We start from the raw sequence: 19,614 nt of genomic DNA, 5'->3' as shown, positions 1-19,614 counted from the left end.
ATCTGAACAAGGTATCAGGCAGGTTCAGCTTCCTTGTTTGATGTGTTATCTGTTTTTTGCACGGGTTTATCAGGTGCATGTTCCGGGTGGGTATTATGCACGTGGTGCTTGTCATCCACATGCTTGATGCCCAGGTTGGCAAAGAAGGCGATCACCAGCAGTGCAGCCATCGCATACATGGTGGTGTTATACAGACTGGAGGTCGGATCAACCGTACCTGCCGGGGCGATTTCCATCAGCCTGGAGATCGTTACCGTTTTGGCTGCGATCAGGTTTTCCAGTTGATCCATGCCTGCCCCAAAGGCCTGACGGAAGGCTTCCGGGTCGACTTTAGCCGCCAGATCTTTCAGGGCATCTTCCACCGACATCTGACGCAGATAGGTAATGGCAAATGGCCCCAGAACCCCTGCGGTGCTCCATGCGGTCAGCAGACGGCCGTGAATACCACCCACGTGCAGAGTGCCGAAGATATCAGCCAGGTAAGCCGGAATAGTGGCAAAACCACCGCCGTACATGGTGAAGATGGTCATGGTCGCACCATAGAACAGTACCAGCCACATGGTAGACGGCTCTACGCTGACCTGAGTCGCCACGAAGGGAATCGACAGATACAGCAGCGTGCCCAGCACAAAGAAGCAGTGGTAGGTGTTTTTACGGCCAATAAAATCAGAAATAGAAGCCCAGAAGAAACGCCCCACCATATTGAAGACACTGATCATCAGCACATAGGTGGCGGCAAAACTGGCATCGACAATTTCGGGTAGGGTCGAACCAAAGATCTCACCCATCATGGTCTTGGCGACACCAATTACCCCGATACCGGCCGTCACGTTCAGGCAAAGCACAATCCACATACGGGCAAACTGAGGAGTTTTAATCGCCTGGTCGATATGAACATGATTATCAGAGATCATCTTCTTACCGGATTTCTCGTCAGATGGCGGTGTCCAGCCTTTCGGCGCCCAGTCTTTTGCCGGTACGCGATATGAGAACGCCGCAATCGTCATAATGACAAAATAGACAATACCCAGGGTCAGGAAGACGCTTGCGGCACCGGTATCACCCGTGCCGACAACATAGACACCTTATAGACACCTTCAGGTCCGGGCACTGGCACTTTAGCCATATCGGCTGCTGTTGCCACAACCACTTCAACCTGTTGTCCCGCAACCTCAGCAAAACGACGACCACCTTCTGTGATCAGATTAACATCGGCCAGCTTACCCAGATATTGCGGTGCTTCGTAATACACAGACAGCAGCCAGGTTTTCAGGGGCGCACCTATCATCGCACCACCACCAAAGCCCATAATCGCCATCCCGGTCGCCATCCCCCTTCGGTCCGGGAACCAGCGTATCAGGGTACTGACCGGGGAAACATAGGCGAGGCCAAGGCCACAGCCTCCTATCGCTCCATATCCGAGATAGACCAGCCAGAGCTGATGGGTCGCGATACCGGCACTGCCGATCAGAAAGCCGCCTCCCCAGCAGATCGCAGCCAGAAAGCCGACCATACGCGGGCCCACTTCTTCCAGCCATTTACCGCCAACAGCCGCAGCCAGCCCCAGGAAAACAATCGCGGTGGAGAAGATCCAGACCACGGAACTGAGTGTCCAGTCATCCGCTGCACTGGCGACTACGCCCACCTGCTTCACGAGAGGTGGGTTGAAAATACTCCAGGCATAAACGGAACCGATACACATGTGAATTGCGATTGATGCGGGCGGCACCAACCAACGATTAAAGCCCGGCTTAGCAACGATCCGGTCTTTCATCAAAAAGGCCAGAGGCCCTGAAGAAGCAGACATAAATGAACTCCATTCTTGTTGTTATGACATTTGGAATTGAGGTCGGAGGGTTGGGGTTGTTCTGTAAACGTCCGAACCTGCTGCAGGGTTTAGCAAAAGCTAAGCCAGTCACTGTAAAGCCTTTTTTTACAAGAGGTTATGAAAAAGGATGATGAATATTCCTATCTGATCTGATCAAAAAGACCCATAAGTCATAAGTATCAGGGTCATAATGTCCCTGTTGTGCAGACATGAGGAATGTGGGAGAAGAAGGCGTTGCACTTATCAGGAAGGGATATGAGGGCTGCTTCGATCTTAGTTCTGATGGGTGTCAACAGAGAGACAGGCATAAAAAAGCCGTTCCCAGTGATGAGAACGGCTTTAAAAGGAGAGCAGATATTAATCGCCGGATATCAGAGGCTCAGAACCTTTTCACCGCGAGAAATACCGGATACTCCGGTACGCACGACTTCCAGAATCGTGTTAACGCCCAGAGCCTGGATAAAGGAATCCAGCTTGTCGCTATCACCAACCATCTGTACGGTGTACATGGTGCTGGTGACATCAACGATCTGACCACGGAAAATATCCGTTGTGCGTTTAATTTCAGCACGCTGAGCACCAACGGCTTTAACCTTCACCAGCATGAGTTCACGCTCCACGTGAACACCTTCTGTCAGGTCAACCAGTTTGACGATATCAACCAGTTTATTCAGCTGTTTAGTGATCTGTTCGATCACCTGATCAGAACCCTTGGTCGTCAGCGTCAGACGAGACAGTGTCGGATCTTCTGTAGGTGCAACGTTCAGCGATTCAATGTTGAAGTTACGCTGAGAGAACAGGCCTACTACCCGTGATAACGCACCGGCCTCATTTTCCATCAGAATTGAGATAATGTGTCGCATCTTAGGTACGCTCCGTCTTACTCAGCAACATGTCACGCATCGACCCCTGAGGAATCTGCATCGGATAAACGTGCTCTTTCGGATCGACCATAACGTCCACAAACACCAGTTTATCTTTCATAGCAAACGCTTTTTCCAGCGTGGGCTCCAGATCTTCAATCTTCTCAACTTTCAGAGCAACGTGGCCATAGGCCTCAATCAGCATCTTAAAGTCAGGCAGAGACTGCATGTAAGACTGAGAGTGGCGTTCCTGATAGTTCAGATCCTGCCACTGACGAACCATGCCCAGAGACTGGTTATTCAGGTTGATAATCTTCACCGGAATACCAAACTGACTACAGGTCGACAGCTCCTGCATCATCATCTGGAAACTGCCCTCACCGGTGACCAGGGCCACATCGTTGTCAGGGTAGTTCAGTTTGATGCCCATTGCTGCCGGGAAACCAAAGCCCATAGTGCCCAGACCACCTGAAGTGATCCAGCGGTTTGGTTTGTCAAACTTGTAGTATTGAGCCGCAAACATCTGGTGCTGACCTACATCTGTTACGACGTAAGCATCGCCTTCTGTAACCTTCCACATGGCTTCAACAGCCTGCTGTGGTTTGATTGGTCGATCTTCTTCTGCGGTATACAGCACAGAATGGCTGGCACGCCAGTCATTGATCTGCTTCCACCAATCAGCCAGAGCATCCTGATCAGGGCTGTTTTTCGCCTGTTCAACCAGATCCAGCATTTCACTCAGTACAGAATCCACCGGGCCAACGATAGGTACATCGGCGCGCACTGTCTTTGAGATAGATGCCGGGTCGATATCCACATGGATAATCTTCGCCGTCGGACAGAACTTGCTGGTGTTATTGGTGGCACGATCATCAAAGCGAGCGCCGATGCAGACAATCAGGTCTGAATGGTGCATCGTCATATTCGCTTCATAGCTACCATGCATACCCAGCCATCCAACACTCTGTTTGTCTGTCTGAGGATAAGCGCCGATACCCATCAGAGATGAGGTGACCGGGAAGCCCAGTTTTTTTGCCAGTTCAGTGAACTGAGGTGCCGCTTTACCCAGAATGACACCACCGCCAGCGTACAGAATCGGACGCTTAGCTTTCAGCATCATATCAACCGCTTTTTTGATCTGGCCCGTGTGGCCACGAACCACCGGGTTGTATGAGCGGATTTTCACTTTCTTAGGATATTCATATTCGAAACGATCAGTCGGAGCTGTCATATCTTTTGGAATATCTACTACAACCGGACCAGGGCGGCCTGTGGTTGCAATATAGAAAGCTTTCTTAATCACTTCCGGGATTTCAGAAGCATGCTTCACACTGAAGCTGTGTTTAACGATAGGGCGGGACACACCAATCATGTCCGTTTCCTGGAACGCATCTTCGCCAATCAGGTGACTCATGACCTGACCACACAGCACGACCATAGGAATAGAATCCATGTAAGCTGTGGCAATACCGGTCACGGTATTAGTTGCGCCAGGACCAGACGTTACCAGTACCACCCCCGGTTTGCCGGACGCGCGGGCGTAACCGTCTGCCATATGGGCAGCTGCCTGCTCGTGACGAACCAGAATGTGCTTAACTTTATCCTGGCGGAATATGGCATCGTAAATATGAAGAGCCGAGCCGCCGGGATAACCATAAATGTACTCTACGCCCTCATCCTGAAGAGAACGAACGAGCATGTCGGCGCCAGAAAGTAATTCCACCGTAGTGAACCCCCTAAAAAAATAGTTCGAGTGCAAAAACGAACAACTATCACAAGAAACGACAGCCTGAGTCGGCTATGCGTTATTCCGGATATATAAATTTTCCAAGTGAGGTGACTGATAAAGGGCAGCCACCTTCAACATCGCTTAGTCATGCAGGCTCATGACAAGGCTGCCTTACCTGGCACTTAGGACCGGGTGGGTCCTGCACTCTTCTTCGCACGGGTATATGCGGGTCGGGGCGTCAGCCAGGCCTGGCGGATAAACCTGGGCCTGCTATTCCTTCGGCGGGTAAATTAGCCTGTTTACCCTTCACGTAGACTTCGGGGGGTCACCCATTATCTCTACGCCCGTAAAATAAGGAGAAGTAGGTTCTAACAGAGCCATGCAGATGTCAATAGAACATTGGCGCAAGTGCACAACGAGTAGAGGAAAAAACTGTATTGATGTTTGATAACAGGAAATAACCCGTAAAACTGAGGGGAATTATCAGTCCTGTCAGAGTATTCACTCCATAGTGCTCTGTTGTATTTTTCACTCTTTCTGATCTGCATTTACTGCTGTCCGGTTTTCAGACTGGATCTGTCTATCCATGTCGGTATATATCATAATTTATGATATTGATTCTCATTTTGTGTGGACGGATATCGCTATGCCGATAAGAGTATCCGCTACAGATAACGGATCTCTCTGTCTCAGGTATACTCATCCGAATGAGGTCTGATTATTCGGCTTCCAGTTCTGCTTCCAGAGCTTCCAGCTCTTCCTGAATCAGCATCCATTCCTCTTCAATGCTTTCAGCCTGCTGGCTCAATTCACCCTGTTTCTTTAACAATACCTGCAGCTTGTCTTTATTGGCGGCTTCATAGATATCCGGCTCGGCCATCGCCTGTTCAATATCCGATAGCTCGGACTGAACCTTATCCAGCTGCTTCTCCAGTTTATCCAGCTGTTTTTTCAGTGGACGCAGCTGCTCCCGACGCTGTGCCGCCAGGCGACGTTCCTCTTTACGATCTCGTTTGACGTCCTGACTATCAGTATTAGCTGTGCTCTGAGAGGGTTTGTTCAGCTCCTGAGTCCGCTGTTTCATCCACTGATAATAATCTGGCAGATCACCGTCAAAAGGCTGAACCTGGCCATCACAGACCAGCCAGAATTCGTCTACGGTATTACGCAGCATATGACGATCGTGGGATACCATAATCACCACGCCCGGAAAAGCCTGTAGCGCCATAGTCAATGCCAGACGCATTTCCAGATCCAGGTGGTTGGTGGGTTCGTCCAGCAGCAGCAGGTTTGGTTTCTGCCAGGCGATCAGTGACAGTGCCAGGCGGGCTTTTTCGCCGCCGGAAAAGCGGCTGACTTCGGTGTCAGCATCATCTCCTCTGAAGCCGAAACCGCCCAGATAGTTACGAATCTCCTGTTCTGACACCTTAGGCGACATACGTTGCACATGCAGCAAAGGCGAAGCAGCAAGATCCAGCGCTTCCAGCTGATGCTGAGCAAAGTAACCCACCTTCAGGTTTTCACCAGCGGTAAAGATACCTGCCTGAGGTTGAACGTCGCCGACCATGGTTTTAATCAGAGTGGATTTACCGGCGCCGTTAGGGCCGAGAAGGCCAATTCGCATGCCTGGTAGCAGACTCAGATTCACCTGTTGCAGGATGGTTTTGTCGCCATAGCCGATATTGGCCTGGTCCAGAACCAGTAGTGGTGAAGAGGTTTTCTCAGAACAGGGAATGGTGAACTCAAACGGTGAATCAACATGTGCCGGAGCAATTTTTTCCATGCGTTCCAGCTCTTTTACCCGGCTCTGGGCCTGCTTGGCTTTTGAAGCCTTGGCCTTAAAGCGGCGGACAAAGTTCTCGATCTGGGCGATACGTACCTGCTGCTTCTCAAACTGGGCCTGTTGCTGAGACAGGCGTTCAGCGCGCATGATTTCAAACGCCGAGTAGTTGCCCCGATAAAGCGTAATGTTCTGATGTTCGAAATGGGCGATGCCTTCGGTCACACTGTCGAGGAAATCCCGGTCGTGAGAAATCAACAGCAGGGTTCCCGGATATTGTTTCAGCCAGTTTTCCAGCCAGAGCGTAGCATCCAGGTCCAGGTGGTTGGTGGGTTCGTCCAGCAGCAGTAAGTCCGAGGTCATCAACAGCGCCTGGGCCAGATTCAGACGGATACGCCAGCCACCGGAAAAGGATTTAACCGGCAGCTGAGTCTGAGCCATAGTAAAGCCTAACCCCAGCAGCAGTTGTTCTGCCCGGTTAGCGGCAGTATAACCATGAACCTCTTCCATTCTGGCGTGCAGGGCGGCAATGGCGTGATTGTCGCCAGAGGCTTCAGCATCTGTCAGCTGCTGTTGAATCTGGCGCAGTACCTTATCGCCATCCAGTACGTACTCCAGGGCTGTTTTATCCAGCGCGTGAACTTCCTGAGCCATATGGGCAATACGCAAATTGCCCGGCATTGAAAGATCACCGGTATCCGGGTGTAGTTCCCCTAATAACAGTTTAAACAGGCTGGATTTACCGGCACCATTGGCTCCTACAACGCCGATGCGCTGGCCACGGTGAATAATCAGAGAGGTGTCCTTCAGCAGAATCTGGGTTCCACGTTGCAGGCTCAGGCGTTCTAGTGTAATCATTGTCTGGTAACGGATATCAAATAGTAAAAATTATCGCTGGCCCGGAGGCAGGCAACATGTCAGAAATCTCATTGGAGTATGATAACCCATTCTGGCTTTTTTCTACGAAACTCTATCGCCTGGATGAGGTGGAAGCCGCCTGTATCTATCTGCAGGATCATCAGAATATTATGGTTAACCAGTTATTATTCTCCTGCTGGCTGGCGACACAGAATATGTCGTATGCAGAAGACTGGGCGCAGCAGGTAGAGCCTGTACTGGGTTGGCACAATCAGTATGTGGTGCCTTTAAGGAAGCAGCGTCGCCAGCTGAAACCGATGGCAACGGCACAACCGCATCTGCAGAAGCTGCAAAGCCACTTATTGCAGGCTGAGTTGTTATCCGAACAGCATGAGCAGGCTCTGCTTTATCTGCTGTACAGCCTGAGGAAAGGGCTGGTTACGGCTGAGGATCGTGAGCAGGCTTTGAAAACCAATTTGTCCTTTGTCGTTAAGGACACGACGCTGAGTCTGACGTCCCAGCAGCAACTAGCGAAAATTGCAGAGAAAGTTATTGATGAAGAGCGGGCGCACCAGCTGGTTACAGAATTATAAATATGAAGACCCGGACACAGTTCATGCGTTTATATTCTGCTAGTGTCGGGGATATTAAAGCTTTTATTTGTTCTCTGACTGTTGAACTGGAGGTATTTTGCCCCCATCAGTCAGTTATGACTGAAGCCGGTTTGCTGTAGTTTCTGGTTATATCATCACTGGTATATCGGGTCTGCTATATCGATTCGGATACTGGTGATGGCTCTGATGCTAATTATGAGTACCTGCCTGAGTTCAGGCTTTTCTCTGCCAGAACCGAACTATCTGATGTAATGGTTGTCGATTCGGTACTCAGTAACAGAAACTGAATTAAGCTATTCTTAAGCGCCAGCCAATAAGATCGCAGATGCGCTGATAAATATAAACAAGGGGTTAAGATTAATCCCATGAAGGAGTTTTCATGAAAAAAGCATTACTGACCCTGGCCCTGAGCGGTCTGCTGGCCACACCTGTTATGGCTGCAACTGAGCTGAAAACAGAAGACGATCGTCTGAGCTACAGCCTGGGCATGATTATGGGTCAGCGTCTGAAACAGGATGTTGAAAACCTGAATGTTGATGTTATGGCGCAGGCGATTAAAGACCTTTATGCCGGTAAAGAGATGAAGATGACCGACGCTGAAGTGGGCCAGACTATGCAGGCTTTCCAGCAGAAGAAGATTCAGGAGCAGCAGGAGGCTCAGGCTAAAGCAGCAGAAGAGAATCTGAAAAAAGGTGAAGATTTTCTGACTGAAAATGGTAAAAAATCCGATGTAAAAACCACTGAATCTGGTTTGCAGTATCAGGTGCTGACAGCGGGTAATGGTGCTAAACCTGCGGCAACGGATCAGGTTAAAGTTCACTATGAGGGAAAACTGATCAGCGGTCAGGTATTTGACAGCTCTTTGCAGCGTGGTGAGCCGGTAACCTTTACTTTGAATCAGGTTATTCCGGGTTGGCAGGAAGGACTGCAGCTGATGAGTGTTGGCAGTAAGTGGAAGCTGTTTATTCCTTCCGGGCTGGCGTATGGCCCAGGTGGTGCCGGTGGTGCGATTGGCCCTAACGAAACTCTGATTTTTGAAGTTGAGCTGCTGGATATCAATCCAGAAAGCAAAGAAAAGAAAGAAGGCTGATCTCTGCATCAGTTGAATAAAAAACGGGGCATGGCCCCGTTTTTTATTATATGTGTTCAGAAAGAGCTGAAGTCAGAAAACTTTACTGAATTTCTGCCGGATAGGTACTCCGGGTTTAAGCTGTTGTTGCTGATAAGGTTTTTCCCTGAACCATAAGTTAACAGCCCATTTCTCTCCTTTCTCAACGGGTAAGCCACCATGCAGGCTATCCGGGTGGCGCTGATTTGTACCTTCATGGCAGTTATGGAAAATCACCATGCGCCCCTGCTTAGCTTTCACTTCAACATCCAGTTTCGGGAATCCGGTACCACCACCGGCTTCTACATCATTCAGATAGATCAGGCAGGTAATCAGTCGTTGTCCGCCTTTTTGCATACAGCGAATACCTCTGTCGGTACTGCTGTCCCAGCCGTCAAAGTGTGCTGCATATTCCTGAGTTTCCCCATAGTGGATTACCTGAAAAGACTCTGCTTTAATCAGATCTATACCCACTAATTTGCTGATACGCTGTGCCAGCTTCAATAGCTGAGGGGTGTGATTATGAGGCAGCCAGCAGTTCCTTCCGGTACGGCCTTTACTTTCAACTCCGGCTTTATCTGAGCTGACGGTGGCCCGCTTCATTTTTGACTCTGCTGCTTCAATGATCATTGCAGCCTCTTCTGAAGAGAGAAAGTCTTCAAACAGATAGACAGGTGGTGTGCTATTTATTTTCAGGCCAGAGTCGTAATCGACCGGTATCCGGGTCATCAGCTGCTTCCTTTTCCTGGTGAGGGTGGCCTTTACTTTAACCTGCTTTAATTGTCGGGAAAACAAAAAAGCCGACATTACTGTCGGCTTTTTAGTATCAGGCAGAAAAGCTGTTACTTGTTCTTCGCGCGCTTACGCTCGTTTTCAGTCAGCAGCTTCTTACGGATACGGATGGATTCTGGTGTTACTTCTACCAGCTCATCGTTTTCGATGAATTCCAGCGCCTGCTCCAGCGTGTGCTTGATTGGCGGCGTCAGGGTCAGCGCTTCGTCAGTACCAGAGGCACGAACGTTAGTCAGCTGCTTACCTTTAGTCGGGTTAACCACCAGATCATTGCTACGTGAATGAATACCGATCACCTGACCTTCATATACTTCCACACCGTGACCCAGGAACAGACGACCACGGTCCTGCAGGCCGAACAGACCGTATGCCAGCGTCTTACCTTTCACCATAGACACCAGAACACCGTTCTGACGCTTAGCGACTTCACCGTCTTTAACGGTGTCGTAACGGTCAAATACACTGGTCATGATACCGGAGCCTGAAGTCAGAGTCAGGAACTGGCCACGGAAACCGATCAGACCACGGGAAGGCACGGTGAACTCCAGCTTAACGCGGCCTTTTCCGTCTGGCTCCATGTTGGTCAGCTCACCTTTACGCAGACCCATCTCTTCCATGATTGAACCCTGGTGCTGATCTTCAACATCGATCACCACGTTTTCATAGGGTTCCATCAGTACGCCGTCCACATCCTTCTGAATTACTTCTGGACGAGAAACGCCCATCTCGAAGCCTTCACGACGCATGGTTTCAATCAGAACCGACAGGTGTAGCTCACCACGACCGGAAACGATGAATTTATCCGCAGTATCACCCTGTGCTACACGCAGCGCGACGTTATGGATCAGCTCCTGATCCAGACGCTCTTTGATATTACGTGAGGTGACGAACTTGCCTTCTTTACCCGCAAACGGAGAGTCATTCACCATAAAGGTCATGCTTACGGTCGGCTCGTCAACGGTCAGAGGAGGCAGTGCTTCAACCTGCTCAGGATCACACAGCGTATCAGAGATACTCAGGCCATCAATACCATTGATACATACGATATCACCGGCAGTTGCCAGGTCTGTATCCACACGCTCCAGCCCCAGGTAACCTTTAACGTTCAGGACTTTACCCTTACGCTCTTTACCTTCGATATCCTTGATCACGACCTGTTGATTTGGCTTCAGACTACCACGGGTAATACGGCCGATACCGATTACACCTACGTAGCTGTCGTAATCCAGTGCAGAGATCTGCATCTGGAACGCTGCGTCAGGGTCCACTTCCGGTGCAGGAACACGATCAATGATCATATCCAGCAGCGGCTTCATATCATCCGCCATCTCTTCCGGATCATCACCGGCGATACCGTTCAGTGCAGACGCGTATACCACAGGGAAGTCCAGCTGCTCGTCAGTGGCGCCCAGGCTATCGAACAGGTCAAATACCTGATCCATCACCCAGTCAGGACGAGAACCCGGACGGTCGATTTTGTTGATCACAACGATCGGCTTCAGACCACGCTCAAACGCTTTAGAGGTTACGAAACGGGTCTGTGGCATAGGGCCGTCCTGAGCGTCAACCAGCAGCAGTACACAGTCAACCATGGACAGTACACGCTCTACTTCACCGCCGAAATCAGCGTGCCCAGGAGTATCTACGATGTTGATACGGTAGTCGTTCCACTTGATGGCGGTGTTTTTCGCCAGAATGGTAATACCACGCTCTTTTTCCTGGTCGTTGGAATCCATAACGCGCTCTGCACCAGCGTCACGACGATCCAGGGTGCCGGAGAACTGAAGAAGGGCATCAACCAGAGTGGTTTTACCATGGTCAACGTGCGCAATAATTGCAATATTGCGTAACTTACTGATATCTGAAGACATTCGGAGTATTTCGCCTGCTCAAAAATAATAGACCGGCCACACCACACGATAGATAAACCCTTAAGCAATCTAAAGAGCGGACCCAGATCTCTGGACGTTTTTGCCATCTGAAAGATAGCAAAGGAAAAATAAAAAGGCTGGAGATTGTACACACTTTACCGTTGCGGTTATATGAATTTCTTTGTCTGTAATACAGATCCCTGTCCCTGCAGGCTCAGGTCTGTGCAAGTTTTAAGCAAAAACAGTCGGTTACGAAACTCCTGAGTAAAAGGATCACAAGGCGTCGATAAAAAGTCGTGATTTTAACTTTCTATCTGGCGTCGATTCGGTAAAATCCCGCTTTTTTGTCGTTCTAAACGGGTGAGACATGAGTAAACAACGCAAGGCCGTTTCTCTGATTTCCGGCGGACTGGATTCCATGCTGGCTACCAAGGTTATTCAGGATCAGGGCATTCACGTTGAAGGTATCAACTTTTACACGGGATTCTGTGTCGAGGGGCATACCCATGCCATTCGTAAGAAGGATAAGGAAAAAGAGAAGAAGAACAGCTCGTTATGGGTGGCTGAGCAGCTGGGCATCAAACTGCACATTATTGATATCTCGGAAGAGTACAAAGATATTGTACTGAATCCGAAGCATGGCTATGGGCAAAACCTGAATCCCTGTCTTGATTGTAAAATCGATATGGTCAGTCGTGCCTGGCAGTGGTGTATGGATAATGACTTTGACTTTGTGATTACCGGTGAAGTGATCGGTCAGCGTCCGAAGTCTCAGCGTAAAGAAACCATGCCTATTATTGCCCGTGAATCTAAAATTGAAGACCGCCTGCTGCGCCCTCTGTGTGCTAAGCATCTGACTGAAACCCTGCCTGAACGTGAGGGGTGGGTCAATCGTGATGAGTTGTTTGATTTTCATGGCCGTAACCGTAAGCCTCAGTTTGCACTGGCGAAACAGCTGGGCTTCTCTGAATGGTCGCAGCCTGCTGGTGGTTGTTGTTTCCTGACCGACGAAAGCTACAGTAACAAGCTGCAGGATATGTGGGATTCCCGTGGTGAGCGTAACTACGAGGTAGACGACATTATGCTGCTGAAAGTAGGACGCCATATTCGTCCAGCGAAACACTTTAAGCTGATTGTCAGCCGTGAGCAGGGTGAAAATAACTTTATGCGCGGCTATCGCCCTATGTACAGTTATCTGTATCCGACCAGTCATGGTGGTCCACTGACCCTGATCGACGGTACGCCATCGGAAGAAGATATCCAGAATGCAGCCCGTGTTGTCGCGCGTTTCAGTCAGGGACGTGATGCGGATGAAGTGGTTGTGAACTACGTTCAGAAACACAATGGCCCGGAGCAGGTGCTGACAGTGAAGCCGATGCCAGCGGAAGAGATCCCTGACGACTGGTATATTCATTAATCTCTCTGTTGTAAGCCATTCTGATATTAAATATCAGAAGTTGCCTTGCGGAGCGCCCGTCTGTATCTGAAGCATCGTCAATGCATTATTATCGTGGACGTATTCAGACAGAATATCCATAGGGTTGATCCCGTATCAGCCCGGTGCAGGTGAATTCATCTGTACCGGGCCAGAATCCATTCCTGCACAAAAACAGCGCATATCATAATGTCTGTTTTTCATAATCATTCTGACCATCAGGTCTATTCTTCAGGTCCGTATCTATGAACCAACATGAACTGAACGCCCGTAACCTGCTGTGCCCTATCCCTGTTATCCGTACACAGAACAAGATTGCTTCCCTGGAAAATGGTGATCATCTGGTGGTTTATTGTACTGATCCGGGTACACTACACGATATTCCGGCCTGGTGTCGGGTACATGGTCATACTTTGGTCTCAACGGAAGAAAACAGGGATGAGATTATTATAGAGATTGAAGTTGTAAAAGAGTAAGAGCCAAAATAGTGCGATCATTTATTATGATGCACTTCTTTGGTGCAAAAGGGCGTGCGGCAATTCTTCTTTCTGAGCATAACTCGTTGGTTAGCATGGGTTTTTAATTCATGGCACTAGTATTGCTAAAGAAGAGGTAATTCCGAAGGAAGGCGTACAGCTTTCCAATCGTGATAAAAAAATAAACACGATTTTGACAACCAAGCGAAAGCTCCATTGGAGGACAAGCAATGTCAGAGCAAACTCTGAAGCTAATCGAAGAGAATGATGTTAAGTGGGTAGATCTGCGTTTTACCGACACGAAAGGTAAAGAGCAGCACGTAACCATTCCTGCCCGTTATGTTAACGAAGACTTCTTCGAAGAAGGCCAGATGTTCGACGGTTCTTCTATCTCTGGCTGGAAAGGCATTAACGAATCCGACATGATCCTGATGCCGGATGATTCTTCTTCTTTCCTGGACCCGTTCTTCGAAGATAAGACTCTGGTTCTGCGTTGTGACATCATCGAGCCTGCGACCATGCAGGGCTACGAGCGTGACCCGCGCTCTGTTGCTAAGCGTGCAGAAGAGTATCTGAAGTCTACTGGTCTGGGCGACACCGCATTCTTCGGTCCTGAGCCTGAGTTCTTCATCTTTGACGACGTGCGTTGGGATTCCAACATGTCCGGTAGCTTCGTGAAGATCGATTCTGAAGAAGCAGCCTGGAACTCTGAGAAGTCAATGGAAGGCGGTAACATGGGTCACCGTCCTCGCGTTAAAGGCGGTTACTTCCCGGTTCCACCAGTTGACTCTGTACACGACATCCGTGCCACTATGTGTAACGTGATGGAAGAGATTGGTCTGAACGTAGAAGTTCACCACCACGAAGTGGCGACTGCTTGTCAGAACGAAATCGGCGTAGCGTTCAACACTCTGGTTAAGAAAGCTGACGAAGTTCAGATGCTGAAATACGTTGTACACAACGTTGCTCACGCATATGGCAAAACGGCGACCTTTATGCCTAAGCCTGTAGTGGGTGATAACGGTTCTGGTATGCACGTTCACCTGTCTTACTGGAAAGACGGCGTAAACCAGTTTGCCGGTGACCAGTATGCAGGTCTGTCTGAGTCTGCTCTGTTTGCCATTGGTGGTATCATCAAGCACGCTAAAGCACTGAACGCTTTCTGTAACCCGGGTACTAACTCTTACAAGCGTCTGGTTCCAGGTTTCGAAGCTCCGGTAATGCTGGCTTACTCTGCACGTAACCGTTCGGCTTCTCTGCGTATTCCTTACACTTCCAGCCCTAAAGCTAAGCGTGTTGAGGCTCGTTTCCCTGATCCAATCGCTAACCCATACCTGGCGTTTGCATCTCTGCTGATGGCGGCTCTGGACGGTGTTCAGAACAAGATCCACCCTGGCGATCCTGCTGATAAAGATCTGTACGATCTGCCAGCAGAAGAAGCGGCTGAGATCCCAACCGTTGCAGCTTCTCTGGAAGAGGCACTGGCCGCTCTGGATGCGGACCGTGAGTTCCTGACTCAGGGTGGCGTATTTACTGATGACATGATCGATGCTTACATCGAGCTGAAGAAAGAAGACGTTGCACGCGTAAACATGACCACTCACCCGGTTGAGTTCGATCTGTACTACAGTGTGTAATCGTTAAGATTTCCGCTCTCTTCTCAGAAGAGAATTTAAAACCCCTGCTCTGCAGGGGTTTTTTTATTGTTGCCTGAAAAGCATCGCTCATGGCGATGGTGGTTGTTCGCTTCAATCCGGAATATAGAATGTTGTCAGCTCTGTTACGGATCAGTTTTATCTGGCTGATAATGTCAGGGAGCTATTGTCTGGCAGATACCCCCTATAAAAGTGTTCGCCTGATCAGTCTGCATACGGATCAGAAGGAGCAGCGTATTATTCGTATGTACAGTCAGCCTGCTCTGCAAACCGGCCATACTGCAGAGTTACTGTGTAATGGTAAGGTGTGCCAGAGTCCGTTACATACCGAGTATTTTCTGCTGCACAACCTTTCCCGTGGTCATCATAAAGTCCGCGCCCGGATACTGGATCAGCAGGGTAAGCCCGTTGCTCTGAGTCCACGCCTGATAATTAATATCCCCCACTGACGGGCTTTTTCTGACCGCAGAGAAAAGCTTTTTCCATACCCTGATCTTAATTTTTATATTCCCTGAAAAGTGCTTTGCACCAGAATATTGCATGCTGCACCAACGGGATTTTTTATTGTGCTCTATAATGGTGCGATAGGCGTGCTGTAAATATCTGAGGTGCCGTGTTTCTATAAAAAAGTGTACGCGAAGCCCCCTTGATAGCTGACAAGTCCATATTTTTTAAACACTTGTATTTTTCTGGTTCATATTTTGCTTTTGCATCCCTATTAAGGAGGGAAGCACTGTGGCTATTACATCTGAAAGTCATAAGTTATTGCTGGATAACCTCAGTACAGCGGTTATTCAGCTGAATAAATCGCTGCAGCTGGTTTATCTGAACCCGGCAGCAGAGATGTTGTTTGCCTGCGGTGCTAACAGAGCCATTGGTCAGCCATTGTCTGTGTTATTTACCGAGGACAATGACACTGAGTCTGCCTGGCGCCAGGCGGCCAGTGCCGGACATCCGTTTACCAAACGGGAAACCGGAGTTACGTTGTCGAACGGTGAAAAGAAGGTTGTCGATTACACCGTCAGCCCTATACTGACGCAGGATGGCTACGTATTAGTGGTTGAATTACAGGCCAGAGATCGTTTATTGAGAATCAGCCGGGAAGAGGAGCTGTTTGCTCAGCAGGAGACCCTGAGAACCCTGGTGCGGGGGATGGCGCATGAGATTAAAAACCCCCTGGGTGGTATCCGTGGAGCTGCTCAGCTGCTGGAACGTGCCTTGCCGGATGACAGCCTGAAAGATTATACCGAGGTTATTATCAGTGAAGCGGACCGGCTGAGAAATCTGGTGGACCGTATGCTGGGTCCCAGAAAGATGCCCAATATTGGTGCGTTGAATATTCATGAGATTCTTGAGCATGTTTTTGCTCTGGTTCGTGCTGAAACGGGTGGGCAGATTCGCCTTATCCGGGATTATGATCCCAGCCTGCCTGATATGACCGCTGACAGAGAGCAGTTGATACAGGCGGTACTGAATATTGTGCGTAATGCGATGCAGTCGCTGCAGGAAAGCCAGACACAGAATGCCTGTATTACTTTCAGAACTCGCGCCAAACGCCAGTTTACACTGGGGGCGGAGCGACATCGTCTGCTGTGTCAGGTTGATATTATTGATAACGGTCCGGGTATTCCGTCAGAGCTGATGGAAACCCTGTTTTATCCACTGGTGACCGGCAGAGCATCAGGCACAGGACTGGGGCTGTCAATTGCACAGACTATTCTGCATCAGCATCATGGCCTGATTGAGTGTAAATCTCATCCCGGAAAAACCGTATTTCGTTTATTGATTCCATTGGAGCATAAAAAATGAACAGTCCTTCAAACGTATGGATCGTCGATGATGACCGTTCTATCCGCTGGGTATTAGAACGTTCCATGGAACAGGAAGGTATGGATGTCAGTGTCTTTGAGCAGGCAGAACAGGTCTTGCATGCTTTAGGTAAAGACTCACCGGATGCCCTGATTACTGATATTCGTATGCCGGGTATTGATGGTCTTGAGCTGTTATCCCGGATTCAGGATAGTTATCCGGATCTGCCGGTCATCGTGATGACGGCGCACTCGGATCTGGAAAGTGCTGTGGCCTCTTATCAGGGGGGCGCTTTTGAATATCTGCCAAAACCTTTTGATGTGGATGAAGCCGTTGCCCTGGTGAAGCGGGCGATCAGTCATGCTCAGGAGCAGGCTTCTGCCCAGATTGAAGCTCAGCCCTTGCCCAGTACCGAGATTATTGGTGAAGCGCCTGCTATGCAGGAGGTTTTCCGGGCGATAGGGCGTTTGTCTCATTCCAATATTACTGTACTGATTAACGGTGAGTCCGGGACAGGTAAAGAGCTGGTAGCCCATGCGTTGCACCAGCACAGTCCCAGGGTACAGAGCCCATTTATTCCTCTGAATATGGCTGCTATTCCTAAAGATCTGATTGAGTCTGAGCTGTTTGGTCATGAAAAAGGAGCCTTTACCGGTGCTAACACCCAGCGTCGGGGGCGTTTTGAGCAGGCTGATGGCGGTACTCTGTTTCTGGATGAAATCGGTGATATGCCTGCTGATACTCAGACCCGTTTATTAAGGGTGCTGGCTGACGGTGAGTTTTATCGGGTAGGCGGACATACACCAGTGAAAGTGGATGTCCGGATCATTGCTGCAACTCACCAGGATCTCGAAAACCTGGTGCAGGAAGGCCGTTTCCGTGAAGATCTGTTCCATCGCCTGAATGTGATAAGGGTTCACCTGCCCAGACTGAGTGAGCGCCGTGAGGATATCCCGCGTCTGGCGGATTTTTTCCTGGGTAAAGCTGCAAAAGAACTGGGGGTAGAGCCTAAGGTGCTGTTGCAGGATACCGTAGATTATATGCAGCAGCTGAGCTGGCCTGGCAATGTCCGACAGCTGGAAAATACCTGTCGCTGGATTACAGTGATGGCTTCTGGCCGCGAAGTGCATATGGATGACCTTCCGCCTGAGTTGATGGAGCAGAAGCAGGCTGGGCAGGATACGGGCAGCCGTTGGCAAGGAGCGCTGAATAACTGGGCGGATCAGGCTCTGGCTCAGGGACAGAAGGGTATTCTGGATATTGCCGTGCCTGAGTTTGAAAAGGTGATGATTGAGGTGGCGCTGAAGCATACTGCAGGCCGACGCCGGGATGCTGCTGAGCTGCTGGGCTGGGGCAGAAATACGCTGACACGTAAGATTAAGGAGTTGAATCTGGATTCTAACGGTGAAGAAGATGAGGCTGTTGAGTAACTCGCAGCCTGCCGTTTGCTCCGGTTATAACCGCTTTTCTGATTGTGTCTGTGCTTTTCTTCCATAGTCAGAGATTACACGGCCCCTTCAAAACCGATCTGCCGCCAGGCTTCATAGGCGATCACTGATACTGCGTTGGACAGGTTAAGGCTACGACTGGTGGGTATCATAGGAATTCTTAGCCACTGCTGCGGATCAAATTGCTCCAGAACATCGGCTGGCAGCCCTCGTGTTTCCGGTCCGAACAGTAATATATCACCGGCCTGAAAGGCCATATCTGAAGCAAACCCCTTTGCTTTAGTTGTACAGGGGAAAACCCTTTTTCCCTGTACCTCGGCCATGAAATCGCTGAAATTCTTATGTCGACTCATCCGGGCCAGATCATGGTAGTCCAGCCCGGCCCGTCTCAGTTTTTTTTCTTCCAGATCAAAACCTAAAGGCTCGATCAGATGCAGATAGCATCCGGTGTTAGCGCAGAGGCGAATGATATTGCCTGTATTAGGTGCTATTTCGGGTTCATATAAGGCGATTTCAAACATAAGGCTCTTACAGGTAAAGGTATTAACTGGCTGATATTACTCTGTATCAGCTCATAATGCCCGAGTAAATTTAAACGTGACTGACTGATTGCTTACAAAAAAGTATGACAAATACACATTAATGCACACTATTGGTGTTTTTATATATTCATATCTCTGTTAAGAGGCTAGAATGGCTTAGTGGTGCACTAATTTAGTGCGCATGCTCTAATTATAATAACCAGAGTTATGAGGGATATTTGCATGCTGAATCAACTTTCTGTAGGCAGGAAGCTGGCCTTAATGATGGTTATGCCAGTGATTGGCCTGTTAGCCACATTTTTCATTGCTGAGACGGAACTCAAAGCGTCTAACGACGGGGTGGCAACGATTTATGATGATCGGGTTGTCCCCCTTAAAAATCTTTATCTGATCAGTACTGATTACGCCGTATTGATTATTGATGCCGTGAATAAAACTAATGCAGGACTTATGAGTGCTGAGGAGGCTTATCGGGGTATTCAGGAAGCTCAGAGCCGTATTGATAAAACCTGGAAAGTGTATACAGCGACTGACATGACAGAGAAGGAAGCGCAACTGGTAAAAGAAGCCCAGGTACTTTTTCTGCAGGCCAATCAGTCGATTGATGCTCTACAGGATAAACTCTCTGGTATGAAAGGTACTCAGAAAGGCTTGTTGGATCAGTTTGATGGCACGCTTTACAGCACCATTGATCCTATCAGTGACAAGATTGCACGTAACTATTCAGCTGCCCGGTCAAAGATATCTGGCAGCTGCCCACAAAATAACAGGGTTAAGGCATTACTTGCTGATACCGATTGTTTACG

17 protein-coding genes are annotated in these 19,614 nt (G+C 49.2%); 9 read left to right on the top strand and 8 right to left on the bottom strand.

All coding sequences use genetic code 11. The features are described 5' to 3' along the window. Window positions 1–14: 14 nt before the first annotated feature. The 5 genes from H4O21_RS25805 to H4O21_RS08125 form a co-directional block, all read right to left on the bottom strand. Complete coding sequence (locus H4O21_RS25805; RefSeq protein ID WP_255487209.1) at window positions 15–1,007, bottom strand: MFS transporter; 993 nt, start codon at window positions 1,005–1,007, stop codon at window positions 15–17. Window positions 1,008–1,033: 26 nt separating this feature from the next. Next, window positions 1,034–1,807, bottom strand: coding sequence for an MFS transporter (locus tag H4O21_RS25800; RefSeq protein ID WP_255487208.1), 774 nt, complete (start codon window positions 1,805–1,807; stop codon window positions 1,034–1,036). Window positions 1,808–2,199: 392 nt separating this feature from the next. After that, window positions 2,200–2,691 (bottom strand): acetolactate synthase small subunit, encoded by a 492-nt coding sequence (ilvN, locus tag H4O21_RS08135; protein ID WP_182808364.1) that lies wholly within the window; start codon window positions 2,689–2,691, stop codon window positions 2,200–2,202. Between the two features lies 1 nt (window position 2,692). Next, complete coding sequence (locus H4O21_RS08130; RefSeq protein WP_182808363.1) at window positions 2,693–4,414, bottom strand: acetolactate synthase 3 large subunit; 1,722 nt, start codon at window positions 4,412–4,414, stop codon at window positions 2,693–2,695. Between the two features lie 724 nt (window positions 4,415–5,138). Continuing rightward, window positions 5,139–7,058, bottom strand: coding sequence for an ATP-binding cassette domain-containing protein (locus H4O21_RS08125; RefSeq protein ID WP_182808362.1), 1,920 nt, complete (start codon window positions 7,056–7,058; stop codon window positions 5,139–5,141). A gap of 56 nt (window positions 7,059–7,114) precedes the next feature. Here H4O21_RS08125 and H4O21_RS08120 point away from each other — a divergent pair, with 56 nt between their 5' ends. Then, a complete protein-coding gene (locus H4O21_RS08120; RefSeq protein WP_182808361.1) occupies window positions 7,115–7,651 on the top strand; it encodes a TIGR02444 family protein in 537 nt (178 codons plus the stop codon). 400 nt (window positions 7,652–8,051) lie between these two features. Next, complete coding sequence (bamJ, locus tag H4O21_RS08115; RefSeq protein WP_182808360.1) at window positions 8,052–8,762, top strand: BamJ family beta-barrel-assembly machinery protein; 711 nt, start codon at window positions 8,052–8,054, stop codon at window positions 8,760–8,762. Between the two features lie 72 nt (window positions 8,763–8,834). Here the strand turns inward: bamJ and H4O21_RS08110 are convergent, their stop codons facing one another. Both H4O21_RS08110 and typA read right to left on the bottom strand, forming a co-directional pair. Next, window positions 8,835–9,509 carry a prolyl hydroxylase family protein gene (locus tag H4O21_RS08110; RefSeq protein WP_182808359.1) on the bottom strand — a complete coding sequence of 225 codons (675 nt, stop codon included), beginning with the start codon at window positions 9,507–9,509 and terminating at the stop codon, window positions 8,835–8,837. Window positions 9,510–9,622: 113 nt separating this feature from the next. After that, window positions 9,623–11,443: a translational GTPase TypA gene (typA, locus tag H4O21_RS08105; RefSeq protein ID WP_182808358.1), complete on the bottom strand. Its 1,821-nt coding sequence runs from the start codon at window positions 11,441–11,443 to the stop codon at window positions 9,623–9,625. A 367-nt stretch (window positions 11,444–11,810) separates the two neighbouring features. On the opposite strand from typA, the gene H4O21_RS08100 reads away from it, so the two are divergent. The 6 genes from H4O21_RS08100 (at window position 11,811) to ntrC (ending at window position 18,248) form a co-directional block, all read left to right on the top strand. Next, on the top strand, window positions 11,811–12,860 hold the full coding sequence (locus tag H4O21_RS08100; RefSeq protein ID WP_182808357.1) for a tRNA (5-methylaminomethyl-2-thiouridylate)-methyltransferase: 1,050 nt from the start codon (window positions 11,811–11,813) through the stop codon (window positions 12,858–12,860). Window positions 12,861–13,123: 263 nt separating this feature from the next. Further along, window positions 13,124–13,354 carry a sulfurtransferase TusA family protein gene (locus H4O21_RS08095; protein WP_182808356.1) on the top strand — a complete coding sequence of 77 codons (231 nt, stop codon included), beginning with the start codon at window positions 13,124–13,126 and terminating at the stop codon, window positions 13,352–13,354. 230 nt (window positions 13,355–13,584) lie between these two features. Continuing rightward, entirely contained in the window at window positions 13,585–14,991 is a 1,407-nt protein-coding gene (gene glnA / locus H4O21_RS08090; RefSeq protein ID WP_182808355.1) for a glutamate--ammonia ligase, read from the top strand. Between the two features lie 128 nt (window positions 14,992–15,119). After that, entirely contained in the window at window positions 15,120–15,458 is a 339-nt protein-coding gene (locus tag H4O21_RS08085) for a hypothetical protein (RefSeq protein WP_182808354.1), read from the top strand. Between the two features lie 286 nt (window positions 15,459–15,744). Next, window positions 15,745–16,818, top strand: a complete 1,074-nt coding sequence (gene glnL, locus H4O21_RS08080) for a nitrogen regulation protein NR(II) (protein ID WP_368737534.1) — start codon at window positions 15,745–15,747, stop codon at window positions 16,816–16,818. After that, window positions 16,815–18,248: a nitrogen regulation protein NR(I) gene (ntrC, locus tag H4O21_RS08075; RefSeq protein ID WP_182808353.1), complete on the top strand. Its 1,434-nt coding sequence runs from the start codon at window positions 16,815–16,817 to the stop codon at window positions 18,246–18,248. Before glnL ends, ntrC begins: the two co-directional genes overlap by 4 nt. A 74-nt stretch (window positions 18,249–18,322) precedes the next feature. On the opposite strand, the gene H4O21_RS08070 is transcribed toward ntrC, so the two are convergent. Next, on the bottom strand, window positions 18,323–18,787 hold the full coding sequence (locus tag H4O21_RS08070; RefSeq protein WP_182808352.1) for a tRNA (cytidine(34)-2'-O)-methyltransferase: 465 nt from the start codon (window positions 18,785–18,787) through the stop codon (window positions 18,323–18,325). Window positions 18,788–19,030: 243 nt separating this feature from the next. Here H4O21_RS08070 and H4O21_RS08065 point away from each other — a divergent pair. Next, window positions 19,031–19,614 (top strand): MCP four helix bundle domain-containing protein (locus tag H4O21_RS08065; RefSeq protein WP_182808351.1); only part of this gene is annotated, 584 nt, incomplete at its 3' end.

Origin of the sequence: Oceanospirillum sediminis (assembly GCF_014164585.1) — a bacterium.
In the GTDB taxonomy this organism is placed as follows: domain Bacteria; phylum Pseudomonadota; class Gammaproteobacteria; order Pseudomonadales; family Halomonadaceae; genus Oceanospirillum; species Oceanospirillum sediminis.
The sequence above is the reverse complement of the archived record's forward strand: the minus strand, read 5'-3'. Positions and strand labels throughout refer to the sequence as shown.

Bases quoted from the DNA above. Each gene is read 5' to 3' on its own strand.
- H4O21_RS08070 (WP_182808352.1), bottom strand. From the start codon at position 18,787: ATGTTTGAAATCGCCTTATATGAACCCGAAATAGCACCTAATACAGGC.
- H4O21_RS08120 (WP_182808361.1), top strand. From the start codon at position 7,115: ATGTCAGAAATCTCATTGGAGTATGATAACCCATTCTGGCTTTTTTCT.
- H4O21_RS08125 (WP_182808362.1), bottom strand. From the start codon at position 7,058: ATGATTACACTAGAACGCCTGAGCCTGCAACGTGGAACCCAGATTCTG.
- H4O21_RS08085 (WP_182808354.1), top strand. From the start codon at position 15,120: ATGTTGTCAGCTCTGTTACGGATCAGTTTTATCTGGCTGATAATGTCA.
- H4O21_RS08100 (WP_182808357.1), top strand. From the start codon at position 11,811: ATGAGTAAACAACGCAAGGCCGTTTCTCTGATTTCCGGCGGACTGGAT.
- bamJ (WP_182808360.1), top strand. From the start codon at position 8,052: ATGAAAAAAGCATTACTGACCCTGGCCCTGAGCGGTCTGCTGGCCACA.
- glnA (WP_182808355.1), top strand. From the start codon at position 13,585: ATGTCAGAGCAAACTCTGAAGCTAATCGAAGAGAATGATGTTAAGTGG.
- H4O21_RS08110 (WP_182808359.1), bottom strand. From the start codon at position 9,509: ATGACCCGGATACCGGTCGATTACGACTCTGGCCTGAAAATAAATAGC.
- H4O21_RS08095 (WP_182808356.1), top strand. From the start codon at position 13,124: ATGAACCAACATGAACTGAACGCCCGTAACCTGCTGTGCCCTATCCCT.
- ntrC (WP_182808353.1), top strand. From the start codon at position 16,815: ATGAACAGTCCTTCAAACGTATGGATCGTCGATGATGACCGTTCTATC.
- ilvN (WP_182808364.1), bottom strand. From the start codon at position 2,691: ATGCGACACATTATCTCAATTCTGATGGAAAATGAGGCCGGTGCGTTA.
- typA (WP_182808358.1), bottom strand. From the start codon at position 11,443: ATGTCTTCAGATATCAGTAAGTTACGCAATATTGCAATTATTGCGCAC.
- H4O21_RS25805 (WP_255487209.1), bottom strand. From the start codon at position 1,007: ATGACGATTGCGGCGTTCTCATATCGCGTACCGGCAAAAGACTGGGCG.
- H4O21_RS25800 (WP_255487208.1), bottom strand. From the start codon at position 1,807: ATGTCTGCTTCTTCAGGGCCTCTGGCCTTTTTGATGAAAGACCGGATC.